At 71.7% G+C, this 17,043-nt stretch carries 17 protein-coding genes; 5 read left to right on the top strand and 12 right to left on the bottom strand.

The genetic code is table 11. The annotated features are described in order from the left end of the window. The first annotated feature begins 31 nt into the window (after nucleotides 1-31). Complete coding sequence (locus WMF29_RS23485) at nucleotides 32-892, top strand: MBL fold metallo-hydrolase (RefSeq protein ID WP_437330974.1); 861 nt, start codon at nucleotides 32-34, stop codon at nucleotides 890-892. Between the two features lie 39 nt (nucleotides 893-931). Here the strand turns inward: WMF29_RS23485 and WMF29_RS23480 are convergent, their stop codons facing one another. Further along, nucleotides 932-1,681, bottom strand: coding sequence for a DUF192 domain-containing protein (locus WMF29_RS23480; RefSeq protein ID WP_437330973.1), 750 nt, complete (start codon nucleotides 1,679-1,681; stop codon nucleotides 932-934). A gap of 66 nt (nucleotides 1,682-1,747) precedes the next feature. Between WMF29_RS23480 and WMF29_RS23475 the strand changes: the two genes are divergently transcribed. Further along, a complete protein-coding gene (locus WMF29_RS23475) occupies nucleotides 1,748-2,545 on the top strand; it encodes a peptidylprolyl isomerase (protein ID WP_272093159.1) in 798 nt (265 codons plus the stop codon). Between the two features lie 96 nt (nucleotides 2,546-2,641). On the opposite strand, the gene WMF29_RS23470 is transcribed toward WMF29_RS23475, so the two are convergent. After that, nucleotides 2,642-3,619 (bottom strand): lamin tail domain-containing protein, encoded by a 978-nt coding sequence (locus tag WMF29_RS23470; RefSeq protein WP_437330972.1) that lies wholly within the window; start codon nucleotides 3,617-3,619, stop codon nucleotides 2,642-2,644. Between the two features lie 235 nt (nucleotides 3,620-3,854). Between WMF29_RS23470 and WMF29_RS23465 the strand changes: the two genes are divergently transcribed. Both WMF29_RS23465 and WMF29_RS23460 read left to right on the top strand, forming a co-directional pair. Further along, a complete protein-coding gene (locus WMF29_RS23465) occupies nucleotides 3,855-4,316 on the top strand; it encodes a hypothetical protein (RefSeq protein WP_437330971.1) in 462 nt (153 codons plus the stop codon). 11 nt (nucleotides 4,317-4,327) lie between these two features. Next, a complete protein-coding gene (locus WMF29_RS23460; protein ID WP_437330970.1) occupies nucleotides 4,328-5,974 on the top strand; it encodes a putative metal-binding motif-containing protein in 1,647 nt (548 codons plus the stop codon). Nucleotides 5,975-6,029: 55 nt separating this feature from the next. Here the strand turns inward: WMF29_RS23460 and WMF29_RS23455 are convergent, their stop codons facing one another. The 8 genes from WMF29_RS23455 to truD form a co-directional block, all read right to left on the bottom strand. Beyond that, entirely contained in the window at nucleotides 6,030-7,016 is a 987-nt protein-coding gene (locus WMF29_RS23455; protein WP_272093153.1) for a hydroxymethylglutaryl-CoA lyase, read from the bottom strand. A 32-nt stretch (nucleotides 7,017-7,048) separates the two neighbouring features. Beyond that, complete coding sequence (purF, locus tag WMF29_RS23450; protein WP_437330969.1) at nucleotides 7,049-8,488, bottom strand: amidophosphoribosyltransferase; 1,440 nt, start codon at nucleotides 8,486-8,488, stop codon at nucleotides 7,049-7,051. 256 nt (nucleotides 8,489-8,744) lie between these two features. Further along, nucleotides 8,745-9,443 carry a hypothetical protein gene (locus WMF29_RS23445; protein WP_437330968.1) on the bottom strand — a complete coding sequence of 233 codons (699 nt, stop codon included), beginning with the start codon at nucleotides 9,441-9,443 and terminating at the stop codon, nucleotides 8,745-8,747. Nucleotides 9,444-9,549: 106 nt separating this feature from the next. Continuing rightward, nucleotides 9,550-10,023: a cyclic nucleotide-binding domain-containing protein gene (locus tag WMF29_RS23440; protein ID WP_012236950.1), complete on the bottom strand. Its 474-nt coding sequence runs from the start codon at nucleotides 10,021-10,023 to the stop codon at nucleotides 9,550-9,552. A 68-nt stretch (nucleotides 10,024-10,091) separates the two neighbouring features. After that, a complete protein-coding gene (locus WMF29_RS23435) occupies nucleotides 10,092-11,111 on the bottom strand; it encodes an energy transducer TonB (protein ID WP_437330967.1) in 1,020 nt (339 codons plus the stop codon). Between the two features lie 19 nt (nucleotides 11,112-11,130). After that, nucleotides 11,131-11,634, bottom strand: coding sequence for an ExbD/TolR family protein (locus tag WMF29_RS23430; protein ID WP_272093147.1), 504 nt, complete (start codon nucleotides 11,632-11,634; stop codon nucleotides 11,131-11,133). Next, complete coding sequence (locus tag WMF29_RS23425; RefSeq protein WP_437330966.1) at nucleotides 11,634-12,401, bottom strand: MotA/TolQ/ExbB proton channel family protein; 768 nt, start codon at nucleotides 12,399-12,401, stop codon at nucleotides 11,634-11,636. The genes WMF29_RS23430 and WMF29_RS23425 overlap by 1 nt, the downstream gene beginning before the upstream one ends. A 57-nt stretch (nucleotides 12,402-12,458) precedes the next feature. Further along, nucleotides 12,459-13,721, bottom strand: a complete 1,263-nt coding sequence (gene truD, locus WMF29_RS23420) for a tRNA pseudouridine(13) synthase TruD (protein ID WP_437330965.1) — start codon at nucleotides 13,719-13,721, stop codon at nucleotides 12,459-12,461. Between the two features lie 12 nt (nucleotides 13,722-13,733). Here truD and WMF29_RS23415 point away from each other — a divergent pair, with 12 nt between their 5' ends. Beyond that, entirely contained in the window at nucleotides 13,734-14,669 is a 936-nt protein-coding gene (locus WMF29_RS23415) for a formylglycine-generating enzyme family protein (protein ID WP_437330964.1), read from the top strand. A gap of 42 nt (nucleotides 14,670-14,711) precedes the next feature. Here the strand turns inward: WMF29_RS23415 and WMF29_RS23410 are convergent, their stop codons facing one another. After that, nucleotides 14,712-15,038, bottom strand: a complete 327-nt coding sequence (locus tag WMF29_RS23410) for a hypothetical protein (RefSeq protein ID WP_437330963.1) — start codon at nucleotides 15,036-15,038, stop codon at nucleotides 14,712-14,714. Nucleotides 15,039-15,087: 49 nt separating this feature from the next. After that, entirely contained in the window at nucleotides 15,088-16,647 is a 1,560-nt protein-coding gene (locus WMF29_RS23405; RefSeq protein WP_437330962.1) for an HAD-IG family 5'-nucleotidase, read from the bottom strand. Nucleotides 16,648-17,043: the final 396 nt, after the last annotated feature.

The following is a 17,043-nucleotide window of genomic DNA, read 5'->3' as shown; positions in this document are numbered from 1 at the left end:
GCCGCCTGTAGTCCGGTCCCCGGAGCCCGGTATGAAGATCACCATCATCGCGAGCGGGAGCGGAGGCAACGCCACGCTGTTCGCTTCCCGTGGCACGCGGGTCCTCGTGGACGCGGGCGTCGGGCCGCGGGTGCTCGAGCAGTGCCTCTCGGCGGCGGCCGCGGGCGGCGCGGACGGCGCGGACGGCAGGCTGCTGCCCGACGCGATCGTCATCACACACGCGCACGCCGACCATGTGGGCGTGGCCGCCAGGTACAACAAGAAGCACAAGATCCCGATCTACGCCTCGGAGGCGACCGCGCGCGCGGCGGAGCTCGGCGATCCAGAGCGCGTCCGGGCCTTCTCGTCGCGCGAGCCGTTCGCTGTCGGCGCGCTCACCTTCTCGCCGAAGCCGCTGCCGCACGACGCGGCGCAGGTCGCGCTCGTCGTCGACGACGGCGCGCGGCGGGCCGCGCTCGTGACGGATCTCGGCGAGGTCCCTCCGGGGCTCCTGGAGCACGTCGCCGGCTGCGATGTGGTGATGCTCGAGTCGAACTACGACCCCGGGTTGCTCGAGGCCGGCCCGTACCCGCAGCACCTCAAGCGCAGGATCCGCTCGGCGCGGGGCCACCTGTCGAACGCGCAGGCGTGCGAGCTGCTGGCGGCCCTGCCCGGCGGCACCCACACGGTCGCGCTGATGCACCTTTCGGAGGTCAACAACCGCCCGGACCTCGCGCTCGACGCCGCCCGTGACGCGCTCGCCGGCCGGCGCGCGCGCCTCTTCGCCGCGCCGCCTCGGGGGCCGCTCGTCCTCGACGCGGCGGCGCCGCCGGCCCCTCCGCCCGGCGCGGCGCGCTCGTCGCTCGGGCCGCCGGCTCCCCCGCGCCAGCTCGGTCTGTTCACGGGGATGTAGCTCGACGCGCCGGCCGAGGTGCCGCCGCCCTGGCGAGCGTCAGATCCCGTCGAGCCGCACCTTCTGGCCCGCGACGACGCCGTGGCGCCGCGCCCAGCCGGCGTTCAGCTCGAGGACATACGTCGACGGACAGCCGACGTCGAAGGTCGAGTCGTTGAGCGTCGGGGTGTTCTCCTCGATACCCACGATCGTACCGTCGCTGTCGATGAACAGCATGTCGAGCGGGATGCATGTGTTGTGCATCCAGAACGAGTGATTGGTCCGCTGCTGGAAGACGAAGATCATCCCGCGGTTCTCCCCCATGCTCGTCCTGTACATGAGGCCGCGCATGCGCTCTTGCTCTCTCCTGGCGATCTCGACGGTGACGTCGGGGGCCTTGGCCTCGAGGAAGGTCACCTTGCCGGTCGCGAGCTGGAACGGGCCGGTCGGGTCGTCGGGGCACGCCGGATCCGGGCCCGTGAGCCTCGGGGACGGTCGCTCCGGCGTCGACGGCGTCGGCTGGATGCAGCGGGCGGCTTCCCGCCCCCCGGTCGAGGCGGGAGGCGTCCCGGTCGAGGCGGGAGGCGTCCCGGTCGACGCGGGAGGCGCGACGTCGCCCACGTTGCTGCTGGGCGTGAGCGGGAGCGGCTCGTCGACGCGGCGCTCGCATGCGCCAAGGGCGAGCCCGAGCAGCAGCGTGCCCAGGGCGGGAACGAGCGAGGCGAGCACGGCGGGAATGGCGAGCGAGGCGGACGTGGCGGACGTCGCGGAGGTGAACGGACGGGTCGCGAGGGCGCAGCGCGAGCTCATGCCGCTTCCTACCACGGCGACGCTCGTCCTTGACCGCTGGACCGCGACGCGGGAAATCGTCGCACGATGAACGCTCGAACCCTCGCCATTCAGTCCATCGCCGCCCTCGCCACGCTCTCGGCCCTCGCGGGATGTTCGAAGACCCCGGAGCCCACGGCCGAAGAAGCGCCGAAGCCGAAGACCACGCCTGCGTCGACGGGGCTGGCCGGAGGCAAGGCGGAGACGGCAGAGAAGGAGCGCCCTCAGCCGCAGAAGCGCAAGGTCACCGCGAAGCCGGTCGCCGAGGTCAAGCCCAGCGAGGACGACCCGGTCAAGGGCAAGTGGACGCTCGACGACGCCACCAAGGGGCTCCCGCCGGGCAAGACGTTGACCGCGTCGATCGAGACCGACCTCGGCACGCTGTCCTGCAAGCTGCTGGACGACAAGGCGCCGATCACCGTCGCCAATTTCGTCGGCCTGGCGCGAGGGATCAGGCCCTGGAAGACGCCGGAGGGGACCTGGGAGAAGAAGCCGGCTTACGACGGGACGATCTTCCACCGCATCATCAAGGGATTCATGATCCAGGGCGGTGACGCGAAGAAGAACGGCACCGGCGAGGCCGGTTACGTCATCCCCGACGAGGTCTGGGAGGACGGCAGCCACGATCGCGCGGGGCTCCTGTGCATGGCGAACCGCGGCAAGAACACGAACTCCGCGCAGTTCTTCATCACCGACGCGGCGGCGTTCCACCTCGACAACGGCTACACCATCTTCGGTGAGTGCGGGCCCGAGGAGCTCGTCCACAAGCTGGCCGGCGTCGAGGTCAAGGGCGAACGCCCGGTCACCCCGCCGGTCATCAAGAAGGTGACGATCACCCGGCAGTGATCGCGTCGAGGCGCCAGTGATCGCGTCGAGGCGCCCCGCGCCGAGCCCGGGCTCCCGCCGCCCCGCGGCGAGGAGCCGAGCTCGGAGGGCGCGCGCTCACGGGCAGTCGTTCTCTTCGCCGGGCGTCGGCGTGGACGCCACGGTGAAGCTGATGTCGAGCCACTCGCTCGTCTCGTCGTGCCCGCTGATGCCGTTGCCTTCGGTCAAGAGCTCGCCGAACTCGATATCGCTACAGCGGACCAGGCTCGCTCCGCTGCCGGCGGCAGCGGCCGGCCGCTGGCTGCCGCGCGCGGTGTCATCGGCATAGCCGGCCTTGCCGGTCTTGTACGCCATCGCCGAGTTCCCCAGCTCCTCGCCCCAGATGACGTAATCGATGTCCTTGAGCGGGCTGCGCTCCGTGCCGTCCCACTCGAAGAGGATCACCATCTCTCCGCCGTCGGTGAGCAGCGCGCCCGATTGCGCCCCGAGGGCGCCGTTCGTCGGCGCGATCATGGGCGGCACGTCCTCCCCCCCGCAGGGGATGGGCGTCTCGTCCAGGGCGAAGTCGGCGCACCGCTGGTACTCGAGCTCGAAGCCGTCATCGCTCGCCAGCACGAGGCGTCCGCCCGCAGGAATCATGGTCCCGGGGGGGAACTGGACGAGGAAGTCCGTCCCTGCGCTGCCGGTCGGCGCCCAGGCGGTACCCGTGGTGATGGCATAATAAACGCTGTTGTCCGAAAGGTAGTAGTTGGTGAGGTCGATCTCGGCCTCGGTCGGGTTCCAGACCTCGATGAACTCGGCCGCTCCGGGTCTGACGACGATCTCCGAGATCAGCAGGTGGCCGGCCGGCTCACCGGGGACCGCGCCGCCGCCGCCGTCTCCGCCGCCAGCGCCGCCGGCGCCGCCAGCGCCGCCTTCCCCGCCGGCGCCGGCCTCACCGCCGCCGCCGCCTTCGCCGGAGCTGCTCGAGGTGGTGCTGGAGGAGCTCGCTCCACCTCCTCCCGTCTCGTCGTCACCGCCGCACGCCATGAGGGGGGCGAGCGCCAGAGGGGGGGCTGCGAGGAGTGCGATGGTGAGCAGGTTGCGCGTGTGCATTGTTGAGAGATACATCAGAGTGCCGGCCAACAGGCAAGTGGGATTGCAGCCTGGGGGAAACGATCCACCGCTCGTCGTGGCGTCAGGACACTGCCATCGCTGTCAAATGCATGGCGGGCGCGCGAGGAATCGATAGCATGGCGACATGCGACGGCGCTCCTCGCTCCTCCTGACACTCCTCTGCGTACCGCTCCCTGGGCTCGCTCTCGCTGTCGGTTGCGGCCAGACAGTCATCGTGGACGATCCGTCCGCAGACGGCGGGGGCGGCGGCGAGGCCGGCGCTCCGCCGGTCCCGACCGGCGGGGGGGGCGGCTCCGACGCCGGGAGGGATCCGCTCGAAGAGTACGAAGACCCCGGCTGTCCTGACACCGAGCCGCCGGTCACCGATTTCGCGTGCGATCCGTACGATCAGTCGAGCGGCTTTTGCGCCCCGGGAGAGGGGTGCTTCATCTACGTGCAGTATCCGGATGAGCCGTGCGGGCAGGAGATCTACGGCGCGTACTGCGCGCCGGCCGGTCCGGGCCGGCAGGGCGATCCGTGCAGCGGCGGCAGCCAGTGCGGCGCCGGGTTCGCCTGCGTGGTGACCGGCTCGGGCACCCAGTGCGTCGAGCTCTGCGCGCTCAGCGGCGACGTCAACTGCGATCCCGGGTTCGTGTGCGAGCCGATCGACGTCGCGGGGATGGGCGGATGTCTGTGACGAGGTACGCCATGGGTCGGCGCGCGCGCCGGAAGGCGGCGCTGGCGGCGGCCCTGCTCGGGACGGTCCTTGCCGGCGGCTCGCTCTCGGGGGGGTGCGGGGCGCGGACCGGGCTGAACATCCCGCCGCCCGCGCCGGAGTGCGAGGTGGACGCCGACTGCCCCGGCATCGAGGATCTCTGCAAGCCCGTGTTCTGCCAGCTCTTCGAGGCGGGGCAGCCCGACGGCGGCGCGGCGCCCTCGCCCGAGGGCGCGGCCCCGCGGCGCGGCGGGGAGTGCGTCGCGCTGGAGCCGGTGGATTGCGACGACGGCGACCCCTGCACCAAGGACACGTGCGAGAGCGCGACCGGGGCGTGCATCTACGGGCCGTCGACGCTCGACATCGACGGCGATGGCTTCCGCGCGGCGCTGCCCGGCACGATCCCCGGCGAGCCGCTCTCGTGCGGCGACGACTGCGACGACGCGAGCGCCGCGGCCTTCCCTGGGGGCATCGAGATCTGCGACGGCGTCGACAACGACTGCGACGGCACGGTCGACAACGGGGCCCGCTTCGTGCCGCTCGACACCGACGCGACCCGCATCTCTGGCGACATCGCGCCGGCCGGCTCCGGCGGGCTCGCCTGGAGCGGGACGTCGTACGCGTCGCTCTACACCGGGACCACGCAGGGCTTCAACGTGTACCGCTCGATGATCAGCGTCGACGGGCAGCCGCTCGCGCCGGGCGAGGAGGTCATCACGCCGAAGAACGGCGACGCCTCCGGCGGGCCGATCGTGTGGGTCGGCGATCGGTACGGCGCCGCGTGGCAGGACCGGCGCGACGGCGACTACGAGGTGTACTTCTCCCTGCTCGACGAGGACGGCCAGAAGGTGGAGGGCGGCGATCGGCGGCTCTCGAAGGCGCCCGGCTTCTCCGTCAACGTGACGCTCACGTGGAACGACGCGGAGTTCATCCCCGTCTGGCAGGACGAGCGCAACGGCCTCTTCGATCTGTTCGCGCAGCGCATCGACATCGACGGCAACCTGATCGGCGACAACGTCCAGCTCACGGAGGCGTCGAACGGCCTCGGCAACGAGGCGCCGTCCGCGGCGGCCGGCCAGGGCGGCATCGGGGTCGCGTGGTCCACGGGCGACGCGGCCACGCACTTCATCCAGTTCCGGACGTTCACCGCCGAGCTCGATCCGCGCTCGGAGGTCGTCACGCTGACGACCGGCGAGACTGACGCGGTCTATCCGACGGTGGTCTGGAACCGCGATCGCTACGTCATCGCGTGGTACGACAAATCGGCGAGCCTCAAGGCCATCTATGCGGCGGCGGTCTCGGAGGACGGCCAGATCCTCACGCCGCCCACGCCCATCTCCGACCCTGGGCCCTTCCGCTCCAGGTACCCGTTCCTGCGTCCGCTCGGCGATCGGCTGCTCGCGATCTACTCGGACGACCGCGACCAGAACGACGGCTACGAGCTCTACGCGGTCACGGTCAACGCGGATCTCGTGCCGATCAGCGCGGAGCAGCGGCTCACCTTCGCGCCCCGCGACAGCATCGGCCCGGTCGCGACGTTCGGGCCGGAGGGCGACGTGGGCATCCTCTTCCGCGACGATCGCGAGGGCGGCGAGCACCACGTCTTCTTCACGCGCCTCGGGTGCATCGCGGGCGACTGACGGCGGCCTCGCGGCCGAGCGCGGCGCGCCGGCTCGGCGCCCCGCTGGGCCGCGCTCAGTCCCGGGTCGGCTGGCGGCGCAGCCGGAACGGGCCGGCGCGGTGGACCTTGCCCGGGAGCGGGCGGCCGATGACCTGCTCCGCGACGTTCCCCGCCTCGATCAGCTTGTCGAGATCGACGCCGGTCCGGACGCCCATCCCGTGCAGCATGAACACGAGGTCCTCCGTCGCCATGTTGCCCGCCGCGCCCGGCGCGTAGGGGCAGCCGCCGACGCCCGCCACCGACGCGTCGAAGTCGCGCACCCCGAGCTCCAGGCCGACCAGGATGTTCGCGAGCGCCGTGCCGCGCGTGTCGTGCAGGTGCAGCGCGAACCGCTCGGGCGGCATCGCGTCGAGGAAGCGGCGGACGATGTCGTGCGTCTGCCGCGGGGTGCCGACGCCGATCGTGTCGCCGAGGGAGACCTGGTAGCAGCCGAGGTCGATGAGCCGCTCCGCGATGCGAACGACCCGGGCAGGGTCGACGTCGCCCTCGTACGGGCAGCCCCACACGGTCGAGACGTAGGCGCGCACGGCGAGGCCCGCCTCGCGCGCCGGAGGGACGATCTCCGAGAACACCGAGAGCGTGTCGTCGATCGACTTGTTGATGTTGGCGCGGTTGTGCGCCTCGCTCGAGCTCAGGAAGACGGCGATCTCGCGCAGGCCCACAGCGAGCGCGCGCTCGAGGCCGCGCGCGTTCGGGCACAGGGCGCTGAAGGTCACGCCCCGCTCGGCCGGGAGCGTCCGCGCGAGCTCCTCGGCGTCGGCGAGCTGCGGGACCCACTTCGGCGAGACGAAGCTCGTGATCTCGATCTTGCGGAGACCGGCGGCGACGAGCGCCGCGATGAGCCGCCGCTTGCCGTCGATCGGGATCATCGCCGCCTCGTTCTGGAGCCCGTCCCGCGGGCTCACCTCGAAGATCGAGACCTCGTCCGCGACGCGGGCGAAGAGCGGCGCCGAGGCGGCGGCGCGATCCGCGCTCTCGTGAGCGGCGGTGCCCTCGGCCATCGGAGGACCCTCGGCGCCGGAGCGGGGCAGCGTCAACCGCTCACCATCCGTAGCTGCCGGTTCGGCGCGGCCGGCGTGAAGGAGATCGGGTAGCTCCCGGAGAAGCACGCGTGGCAGTAGCTGTCCGCCGACGGCCGCGCGCCCGCGGCGTCCCCGGCCCGCGCCTCGAGGGACCGCACGCTCTCGACGAGGCCCTCCAGCGAGAGGTACCCGACGCTGTCGGCCGTCAGGTAGCTGGAGATCTCGTCCACCGAGTGGCTCGACGCGATGAGCTCCGACCGCGTCGGCGTGTCGATCCCGTAGTAGCAGGGCCAGCGCGTGGGCGGGCTCGAGATGCGGACGTGCACCTCGCGCGCGCCGGCGTCGCGGATCATCTTGACGATCTTCCGGCTCGTCGTCCCGCGGACGATCGAGTCGTCGATGACGACGACCCGCTTGCCCTCGATCACCGCCCGGTTCGGGTTGAGCTTGAGCCGGACGCCGAAGTGCCGGATCGACTGCTGCGGCTCGATGAACGTGCGGCCGACGTAGTGGCTGCGGATGAGCCCCATCTCGAAGGGGGCGCGCGCGCGGTCGGCGAAGCCGATCGCCGCCGGCACGCCCGAGTCGGGCACCGGGATCACGACGAGATCGTCGCCGGGCTCGACCGGCTGCTCGGCGGCGAGGCGCCGGCCGAACGCCTTGCGGACCTCGTAGACGCTGACGCCCTGGAGGGTCGAGTCGGGCCGGGCGAAGTAGACGTGCTCGAAGATGCAGAGCTTGCGCTGCTCCTGCGCGAAGGGGAACTCGGAGCGCACGCCGTCGGCGCTGATGATCAGCATCTCGCCCGGCGCGACGTCGCGCACCTTGCGCGCGCCGATGAGGTCGAACGCCGTCGACTCGCTCGCGACCACGTGGGCGACGCCGCTCGCGCTCGCCATCTCGCCCAGGCAGAGCGGCCGGATCGCGCGCGGATCGCGCACGGCGATGAGCTCGCGCTCGGTCAAGAAGAGCAGCGAGTAGGCGCCCTCCACCTCCATGAGCGCCTCCGCGATGCGATCGCGCAGCGCTTCCTTCTTGCTCATCGCGATGAGGTGGACGATCGACTCGGTGTCGCTCGCGGTCTGGTAGATCGAGCCGCGCGCCTCGAGCCGATCGCGCAGGGCCTCATGGTTCGTGAGGTTGCCGTTGTGCGCGACCGCCAGCGAGCCGCGCGCGTAGTCGACGCCCAGCGGCTGCGCGTTCTTCAGGTGCGAGCCGCCCGCGGTGGAGTAGCGGACGTGGCCGATGGCGCGCTCGCCGGGCAGCGTCGCGAGATCGGACGGAGCGAAGCCGGACTGCACCCGCCCCATGGCGCGGTGACCGAAGAGGCGCTCCCCGTCGCTGCTGACGATCCCCGCTGACTCCTGCCCTCGATGCTGGAGCGCGTGCAACCCGAGGTAGGTCATGTTGGCCGCCTCGGGGTGGCCAAAGATTCCGAACACACCGCACATGCCGCCTATCTAGTACGAAAACGGTGCATGACCCACCGTCATGGCGATCTCTCGTCAATGATGAGGCGGCCGAGCGCCGGCGCAGGCGGGGGGTGGACGCTGGTGCGAGATCGGAGCGCAGGCAGGCCTCGAGGCCGCTCCTGCTGAAATGTAAGTCAACTAACGAACGTCAGACGGTCAAGGCGACGAGGCTTCGCCGGATTCCGTCAGGCCCGCTGCTGGACAAGCGCCTCGCGCGGCGTCCAGGCGGCTCCCGTCATTTCGGGATGTTCCAGAGTTTCTCGATGATCTTGGTCTCCATGGCGTCGCCGTGACACGTGCCGCACTCCATGTCCTCCTTGTTCGCCCGAGAAACCTTGTTTTGGTACTCCTCCTCCATGAACGCCTGGAGGGCCTTCTTGTCCTTGCGGTTCAGGACGTGCTCGTTCCCGGCGTGGCAGCTGTCGCAGAAGAGGGTTCCGCCGCTCTCGCTGCGGAGCGGCGCGACGAAGTGGCGCCACATCTCGCGGGCGACCTTCATGTTCCGCGTCTCTTTCTTGAAGTCGCCCTCGACGTGGCAGCCCTCGCAGGTGTCGTAGCCGAGCGCCTTCTGGAGCAGCGGCATCACCTTCTTCTTCTGCCCCGCCGGGAGCTTCTCGAGCTCGGGGATCTTCTTGAGGTTGATCCCGATCTTCTTCAGATCCGCCTCGAACTTGGTCGCCTGGAGCGGCGTCGACTTGGCGGGAGCCGCGTGCTCCTCCTGGTGCTCCTGCGCCTCCGCGTCCTTCTCCGGCTTCGCGGGCTTCGCGCCCTCGGCGTCGGCGGTCGCCTTGCCCTCGTCCGGGCTCGACTCGCCGTCGAAGTCGTTCTTGTCCGCCGCCGTCTCGGGCGGCGGCGTGCTGGAGCCGCAGGCTCCTGCGAAGGCGCCCATCCAGAGCGCGAGGGCGAGCGCTGCGTGCTTCATTCTGGCTGCCATGGTCCTCCAAGGAACGTTGAGTTCGAGCCGAACGCCGCCCCCCGTGCGGCAGGCCGCGCCGCGCTGGCGCGCGCGCCCACGGTCGCCGGGCGATCTGGCCGGCACTCTACTCGAATTTGCCTGAGACGGAGAGGAACGTGAGCTTGTTGTTCGTCTCGCGGAGCCGCTGGACGAGCATCCGGACGACGTTCCAGAGGACCTCGTACGCGAGCTCCTTGTGCAGGAAGAGCAGGTCCTCGAACGCGTCCTTCGACACGGTGAGCAACCGGCAGCGCTCGTGGACGCGCGCGTCGGCGGAGCGGGGGGCCTCGTCGAGCAGCGCCATCTCGCCGAACACGGCGCCCGGGCCGAGCACCGCGAGCGCCTCCTCGCCGATCCCGGCGATCTCGCGGCTGATCCGGACCTTGCCTTCGAGCAGGATGTAGAGCTTGTCGCCCGGATCCCCGTGCTGAAAGATCTTGGTGCCGAGGGCGTGCGTCTCTTCGCTCGCGACGCGCGAGATGAGCTCCAGCGCGGCCGGGGTGAGGCCCTTGAAGAGAGGGACCTTCGAGAGCTGCTCGATCCGTTCGGGGACGATCACAAGCCGCCGACGAGGATAACCGAGGCGAAGGGCGCGGAGCGAATTTTAAGGGAGCTCGCGGCGAGCCGCTAGCGCGTGAACGTCACCGTGATGGGCGGCGTCGTGGCGGCGATCGAGGCGCCCGAGCGATCTTTGCCCGGGTTGTAGCGGCGGCCGAGCGCGCACATGCGCGCGGAGCGACCGAAGCCGTGGCCAGGATCACTGACGACCTTGACCGAGAGCGGGCTGCCGTCGGGGCGCACCGTGACCATGAGGACGACCTTCGCCTGGTCGATCTGGTCGACGTCGGCCTCCGGAGGGAAAGGACAGTTCCAGTTGCTGCTGCCGATCAGCCCGGGCGGCGCGGAGCGGTCCGGCCCCGCGGGGGGAGGGGGCGGGACGGGGTCGCCCGTGCCCTTGCCGCCCACGACGCCTCCGACCTTCGCGTTCGGGTTGAACGTGGGGGTCTTCGCCGTGCCCGCGCCGGCCACCTGGCCGTAGCCGACGCCCTGCCCGTCGCCGCTCGCGATCCCGCGATCGGTCATGTCGAGGACCTCGTCCGGATCCGGCTCTTTCGTCAGGACCTTCGCGGCCGCGGCGGCGGCGGGGGGCGGATCGTACGGGTCGTCCTTGGGCGGCGGGGTGTTCGCCTGGGGAGGCGGCGCGACCTTGGGGACGGGCTCGGGCTCGGGCGCCGGCGGCGGCGGCTCGGGCTCCGGCGGCTTGGGCTGCTCGACCTTCGGCGGCGGGACGTCGACCTCGTAGATCGCCCAGAGGTAGTCGTGGATGCCGGCGCGCATCTCCCCGACCACGTGCCGCATGTCGCGCAGCGACCCCGAGACGATGGCCCGGGCCGAGGCCGCGCCGTGGCTCGTGACCGCCAGCGTGACCCCGAGAAAGGCGCCCACGCGCGACGCGCGGTCGCCGAGGGCGAGCACCGCGGCGAGCGGATCCGCGCCGCGCCGCCGATCGCCGGCGCGGCCCGGCGCGCGCGAGGCGAGGGCGGGCGAGGGATCTTTGGCTCCCCCGGGCTCGGCGCCGCCGCGCTCGTCTCGGCGGCGGCCGTCGTGGACCGCCCCCGCGGCGCGATCGCTCGTGACCTGGCTCATAAGGTCTCGCTCGGCGCGCTCACGGCGCGGGGCTCGGGGTTGCGGGCGCGGGGGCCGCCGGGGCAGGCGCGGCAGGGGCGCCCGGCGCCGTACCCGGGGCCGCGCCGGGCTCGGGCGCGATCGGCGTCACGCCGAACGCGATCTTGGAGACGCCGGCCTGCTTCAGCAGATCGAGCGCGCGGATCACCCGGCCGTGCGGGACCGTCGTGTCGGCGCGGATCACGGCGCGGAGCTCCGGGTTCTTCGCCTGGGCCTCGCGCGCGATCGGCAGGATCGCGTCCTCGCTCGCGAGCTTCTTGCCGTCGGCGAGCGTGTCGCCGTTCGCGTGCAGCTCGAGACCGAAGATGAGCTGCACCTCCTGCCCCTGCGCCGCCTTCGGCAGATCGAGGGGGAGCGACTGCGAGACGATGATCTTGGCCGTCACCATGAAGATGATGAGGAGGACGAGGGTGATGTCGACGAGCGGCGTGACGTTGATGCCGCTGATCATCTCGTCATCGTCGTTGCGGCTCATGCCGGCCATCAGCGCTCCTCCTCGCCCGCGCCGCCCTTCTTGTGCTCTTCCTGCCGCGACGCCCTCGCGGCCTTGCCCCGCGGCTGCTCGACGGCGGCGGCGGGCGCGGCCCCGGCGAACGCCGGATCGATCTTGAGGTGCGCGAGCAGGACGCGCGTCAGCGCCTCGGTGTTGGCGAGCGTCGACTTGATCATGCGCTGGAAGAAGTTGTTCGCGGCGACCGCCGGGATGGCGACCGCGAGGCCGACCGCGGTCGCGACGAGCGCCTCGGCGATGCTCGACATGACCGCCTGCGGCGCCATGGCCTGCGACGTGGCCTGCGCCACGGGCGTCTTCGCCGCCTGGCCGAGCGCGTCGAAGGCGCCGACGACGCCGATGACGGTGCCGAACAGCCCGATGAACGGCGCGTTGTTGCCGAGCGTGCCCAGGTAGGCGAGGCGCCGCTCCAGCTTCATGCGCTGGAGCGCCGCGGCGCCTGCCATGGCCTCCTCGGCCGCCTCGGGCCCCTGGTGCGCCACCGCGAGGCCGGCCGCGACGACCGCCGCCTCGGCCGAGGGCGAGGCGTCCATCCGCCGCCGCGCCGCCTCGATAGAATCGTCGAGGGACGTCTTGAGATCCCGCGCGAGGACGGTGAGGTCGTCGCGGAGCGACCAGAAGAACCAGGCGCGCTCCAGGATGATGGCGACCGAGACGACGCTGAGGGCGATCATCAACCACATGACCCAGGCGGCCCCGAATCCGACCATGATGCGCTGCAGCCACTCGACGAGGTTCATCTTGTTCCTTGGTGCCTTTCCGATGGGGGTGGGTGGGAGCCGCGCTTCGAAGACCAGTTACGGATCGACGGCGGGCTGCCCTTCCTCGACTTCGTCCTCCTCCGGAGGAGGGGCGCTCGCCGCCCCCGGCCTGCCGATGGGGGGCCGGGGGGCGGAGGCGTCGACGAGCCGGAAGACTCGCCCAAGGACGGTCGTCGCGTAGCCGCCCTTCGGTAGCACAAACGAGACGACGATTCCGTGCCGTACATCGGGATCGTCCGCGGCTTCTGGCGTGGTGGCTCTCTCCGCCGCGCCCCCGGCGGTCGCCTCCATGGCGGACACCTCGAGGCCGTCCACCTCCAGGCGCAGCGGGCGCCGCGTGCCTTCTCCGGCGTGGGCGAACGCGTCGAGCTTGCGAGGGTCGCCGATCGCCGCCGTGAGCACCTCGCGCTCCAGCGCGCCCGGGGCGCCCTCGGGCCAGCGCATCTTCCGGCCGAACATCGGGCCCGTCGCCGAGATCGCGAGCGCCGCGGCGCGCGCCTCGGCGTCCGCGAGCTCCGGGCCCTCGAGCGGCACGAGGAACAGCCCGCCGCTGTCGCGCTTCTTGGCGAGATCGCCGGGGAGCACGGCGCTCCAGGTGCCGTCCGCCTCGCGGCGCGCGAGCACCTCGTTGAACCAGAGCGACTGGAGCGCCGAGAAGAGCAGCCGCTGCTCGCGCTTGTCGCGGGGCCCGCGCTCCCGGCCCGAGATCCACGCGAGCGCGCGCTCGGGGTTGTCGCCGTTCCTTCCGAACCGCTGGGGCCCGAACGCGTTCGGCACGCCGGCGCGGCCGATCTCGGCGAGGCGGCGCTCGGCGAGCGGGAGCGCCGCGGGGGCGATGCCCCGGAGCGCGATCCGGAACCGGTTGCCGAGGAGGTGCCCCGGCTTGAGCTTGTTGTCGTGGCGGGCGACCGCGAGGACCTCGATCCCGGGCAGCTCGGCCTTCTCGAGCAGGGGCGCCGGATCCTGCGCGAGGGGGAGCTGGAACGATGCGGTCTGCGTGGTGATCGCGTGCCGGTCCTTCATGCCGGCGAAGCCGGCGCTGCCCGGGTCGGCCCCGAGCGCGAGCGCGATGGCCCGGACCGCGTCGGGCGTGGTGCGCCCCGTCTTGCGGAAGGTCACGAACACGTGCTCGCCGCGGCCGCTCGGCGCGTAGGCGGGGAGCTCCTCGACGACGAAGTCGGCGGGGGAGCTCCGGAGCAGGGCCGCGGGAAGATCGCCGGGCGAGCCCGCGGGCGCGGGGAGGTCGCCGCGCGAGCCCGCGGCCGTGGCGCCCGCGTCGGGCGGGGCGGTGGCTGTCATGGGAGCGGCAGCGTGACCGAAATCGCCCGCTCGTCCAGCGCCAGCAGCGCGCACACGCGCGCCTCCGGGCCCGCCTCCGCGAGCTGCGGCAATTTGCCCGCCGCGCCGGGGATCGGCTATGGCCGGAAGCTCGCCCCGGGTCTGGGCCTCTCCGCGATGCGACCGCCTCTCCCGCCTCACCCCCTCGCGCGCCGGCCCGTCCTGTCGCTCGCGCGCTCGCCGCTCTTCGCCGCGGGCGTCGCGGCGCTCGGCCTCGCGGTCCTCGGGCTGCCGAGCCCCCGGCCGGCCGCCGCCGCGCGCGCCGCGTGCCCCGCGGGAATGGCCTCGGTGCGCGGGACGTTCTGCATCGATCGCTTCGAGGCGAGCACCGTCGAGCTGCTCTCCGGCGGCGGAAAGCGCCGGCACTCGCCATTCGAGCCGGTCGGCAAGCTGAAGGTGAAGGCGGTGAGCCGGCGCGGCGTGAAGCCGCAGGCGTACATCAGCCGGGATCAGGCCGAGGCCGCCTGCCAGAACGCCGGCAAGCGGCTCTGCACGGACGACGAGTGGGTCACCGCGTGCAAGGGCAAGCGCGCGACGGTGTTCCCTTACGGACGCGAGCGGGAGCGCGGCGCCTGCAACGACAGCGGCGTCTCGTCGTTCAACCGCTACTTCGGCCAGGGGGGCGAGGCCCCGCAGTCGGCGTTCACGTGGGCCAACATGAACGACGACCGCCTGAACCAGCTCCCGGGCACGCTGGCGCCCGCGGGCGCGTTCCGCCGCTGCAGGAGCAGCTTCGGCGTCAACGACATGGTGGGCAACCTGCACGAGTGGACGAGCGCGCCGCGCGGCACCTTCCGCGGCGGCTACTACCTCGACAGCGCCAAGCACGGCGACGGCTGCGAGTACAAGACCACCGCGCACTCGCCCGGGTACCACGACTACTCGACCGGCTTCCGCTGCTGCAAGTGACGCGGCGCAGGCGCGCCCGCAGGCCGCGCGCTGCGCCCCGGGCTACTTGGGTATGGGGGGGCGTCCGCCGCCGGCGCCGCCGGACATGGGCCCCTGCACCGTCGTGCACTCCTCGTCGCCGATGTCGATCGTGGTGACGTCGTAGCAGCAGAGCTCGCCGTCGAAATCCGCCTCGCTGTCGATGGACTCGATGGAGCTCACGCAGCCTGGGTTCTCGAAGAACACGCGCGCCTCGTCGCTCGACGGGCACGCCCCTTCGAGCTCCGTCCAGTGAAAGCAGGCCCGCTTGCCGCAGCCGGCGGAGCCGGCGACGAGGAGGGCGGGGGCGACGAGCGCGACGAACAGCGGGCGGGGGCGGGCGGTGCTCATGGCGATCTCCTCATGCGGCGCCCGCGCACCGGCGCGGAGGCCTCGGCGATCAGAGCTCGTGCGGCATCAGGTCGCGCGGGCTCCTGAAGTACTGCAGCGGCGAGTAGGCGAGCAGGTTCGAGACGCGGGACGTGTAGATGCAGGCGTACTCCTCGACCTGATCGCCGAAGCTGGACGTCTCGTTCGCCTCCTTGAGCAGCGAGCCCCAGTAGGGGTGGAAGCGGCGGGCGATCTCGCGCTCCAGCTTGCCGACCTCCGCGTCGACGGCCCGGAGCTGGCCGCGGATGCGCTCGACCGCGCGCTTGGTGCGGCCCCGCTCGGCCTCGTAGAACGACGTCGCGTAGTCGATCTGGACGTGCTCGCCGTTCGCCTCCGCGAGCAGCGGCGCTCCGCCCCCGTTGGTCGCGCCGTTCCTCTTCTGCTGCTCCTCTTCGATCTTGCGGGTGAGGTCCTTGTAGCGCTGCTGGTAGAAGCGCAGCTGGTCCTCGAGCTCCTCGCGGCGCCCCTCGAGCAGGGCGCTCTCCATGTGCTCGCGGCGGCAGGACTCGTGGGCGGCGACCTCCGCTTCCATCTCCTGGATGATCATCGCCGTGCGCCACGCGCTCTCCTTCTTGGAGCGGAGGATGTCGCCGTAGATGTGATCGCCGACGTAGAGGACCCGATCGCCGGAGATGTTCAGGAACTTCTCGAAGTCGTTGAGGTTGCCGCCCTCGTAGATGGCGCCGCGCTCGAGCGGCGCCGTGGCGGGGCGGGGCTCGGCGCCGTCGCGGATGAGCAGCGGGCGGCGCTCCTGGAAGAACGCCGGCTTCTGCGCGGCGACGACGATGACGTCGAAGTAATGCCGGAAGCTCGGGTACTCGGGCATCGCGTCCCCGAGCAGATACGTCATCATCTTCTCGGTGAACGGCCAGCGCGAGTTCGTGAGCAAGAAGAGCTTCTTGCCCGCCGAGCGGAACTTGTGGAGCGTCTGCGCCAGGTTCGGGTCCCGCTCGACGAAGCGCGGCAGGTCGGACAGGACGACGTCGAGGATGGTGCCGTCCCGGTGCGCCTCGTCGATGCACTCGCGGATGTCGGTGAACAGCCGCGCGTAGTCGAGCGCGACGCCGCGCTCCTCGAGGGCGTCGACGATGCCGGCGTAGAGCGTGGCCTCGCTCAGCGCGTAGAGCGTGTCGATCCAGTGGTAGCGGGCCGTGTTCGGCCGGATCTTGCGGTGCTGGTAGAGCGACCGGAGCTCGTCCTTCGTGAGCTCACGGAGGCCGTGGTACCCGCGCTGGACCACCTTGAACCGGTCCATCTTGAGCACGTGGCCGAAGCGCTTGTCGATCAGCAGGCCGCGGATCGGGAAGTGGATCGGATAGCGGAGGCGCCGCAGGAGCTCCTCGGGGTAGCCTCGCGCGGCGAGCTTCGTGACGGTCCCCTGGATCGAGAGGTTGTCCATCTCGGTCTGGTTGTAGATCGCCAGGGTGTAGTCCATGTCGAAGCCGACCCAGTCGATCCCCGCCAGCTTGAGGTTGCGGTTGACGAAGACGCGCCGGGTCCGTGGGATGCGCGTGGGCTCGGTCTGGGGATAGAGCCCTCCGAGGGGGAGCTCGAGCTGCTCGAAGAACACAGTGGGTCGACTATGGTATCCCACCCGGGGGGGCGTACAAAGGGCGCCACGGCGACGAACGCGCGTCTCGCTCTGCGCGGGGGGCGTCGCTTGGTCTGGCGCGGCGCCGCGCGGCGTCGAGTCGGGCCACGCACGGTTGCACTTGCACGGCGTGTGCCCCCGAGCGACATGCCCCCCGGGTCGTCCGCCCGGCGCCGCCCGTCGGGGCGATCGCGCGAGCGCGCAGGGAGCCGTCGACCCCGAAGCTGCCTTCCGCCCTCGGCGCGCGTCTTCGCGACGCGCGCGCGGCGCACCCGGGTGCGCCGCGCCGAACAACTGCGCTATGGTGCCGCCCGCCCCGTCCCGTCCCGTCCTGTGCGATCGAGGAGACGGCTCCTCATCCGCCACCGACGGGCT

This window comes from Sorangium sp. So ce381 (genome assembly GCF_051473845.1).
GTDB lineage: Bacteria > Myxococcota_A > Polyangia > Polyangiales > Polyangiaceae > Sorangium > Sorangium atrum.
The sequence above is the reverse complement of the archived record's forward strand: the minus strand, read 5'-3'. Positions and strand labels throughout refer to the sequence as shown.